The sequence below is a fragment of the Salegentibacter tibetensis genome (genome assembly GCF_020164485.1).
In the GTDB taxonomy this organism is placed as follows: Bacteria; Bacteroidota; Bacteroidia; order Flavobacteriales; family Flavobacteriaceae; genus Salegentibacter; species Salegentibacter tibetensis.
Map to the genome: position 1 here is coordinate 1 of NZ_JAIQZA010000096.1, position 781 is coordinate 781.

Annotated in this window: 2 protein-coding genes; one reads left to right on the plus strand and one right to left on the minus strand. The window is 34.3% G+C overall.

Annotation, left to right across the window (positions count from 1 at the left end):
- Positions 1–139 (minus strand): SDR family NAD(P)-dependent oxidoreductase (locus LB467_RS18650; RefSeq protein WP_224475659.1); only part of this gene is annotated, 139 nt, incomplete at its 3' end.
- A 353-nt stretch (positions 140–492) separates the two neighbouring features.
- Between LB467_RS18650 and LB467_RS18655 the strand changes: the two genes are divergently transcribed.
- The coding region (locus tag LB467_RS18655; protein ID WP_317196386.1) for a nitrilase-related carbon-nitrogen hydrolase at positions 493–781 on the plus strand (289 nt) is incomplete at its 3' end.

Here is a 781-nt window from a genome sequence, read left to right on the forward strand (position 1 = left end):
TCAGCTTTTCTAGAGGCTTTTTTTTCCTCCCGATCACGGCAAAATCCTGTGCCCCGTGTTTCAGCAATTCATGAATTAAGGCTTTACCTATACCGGCACTTCCTCCGGTTATCAATATTTTTTTATTCTCCAAATTCATAGAACAAGTTTTTTTAAAGATAGCGGCTAAGCAGAGAAAAATAAAGCGAATTAGGGAGGTTTAGTATTTATTTAACAGACTCATTATTAAAGAAATAGCTAGTATTAACCGCCAATCCATTTCATTTTTTATTTTAAAAAAGATTGGTGACGAAGTGATCTTAGCTTTAGGGGTCTTAACTTATTACCGGTTTGGCAGCAAATTTGAAAATGTTATAATTACTTTTGAAATTGAGAATTTCCGAAATTTCAACACCTTATTTTTAGCAAAAGTGGTTTTAGAAAAATGAGATTAGAAGCCGGTGTCCAAAAGCTTTAATAAAAGAAAATTGCTTTATCTACGATATAGAAATTATGAAAAACGATGAAAATTTAAAAGTAGCATTAGCTCAAATCTCCCCGGTTTGGTTAAATAAAAGCGGTACTTTAAATAAAATAAAAGATTTTGTGATCCAAGCAGGGAAGCAGGAATGTGATCTTGTAATTTTTGGTGAAGGTTTATTACCTGGCTATCCGTTCTGGTTATCGCTGGCAAACGGAGCTGAATTTAATTCGGCTGTACACAAAGAAATTCATGCGCATTATGTACGAAATTCAATTCAGGTGGAAAAAGGGGAGCTTGATGAATTGTGTGCGATCGCGA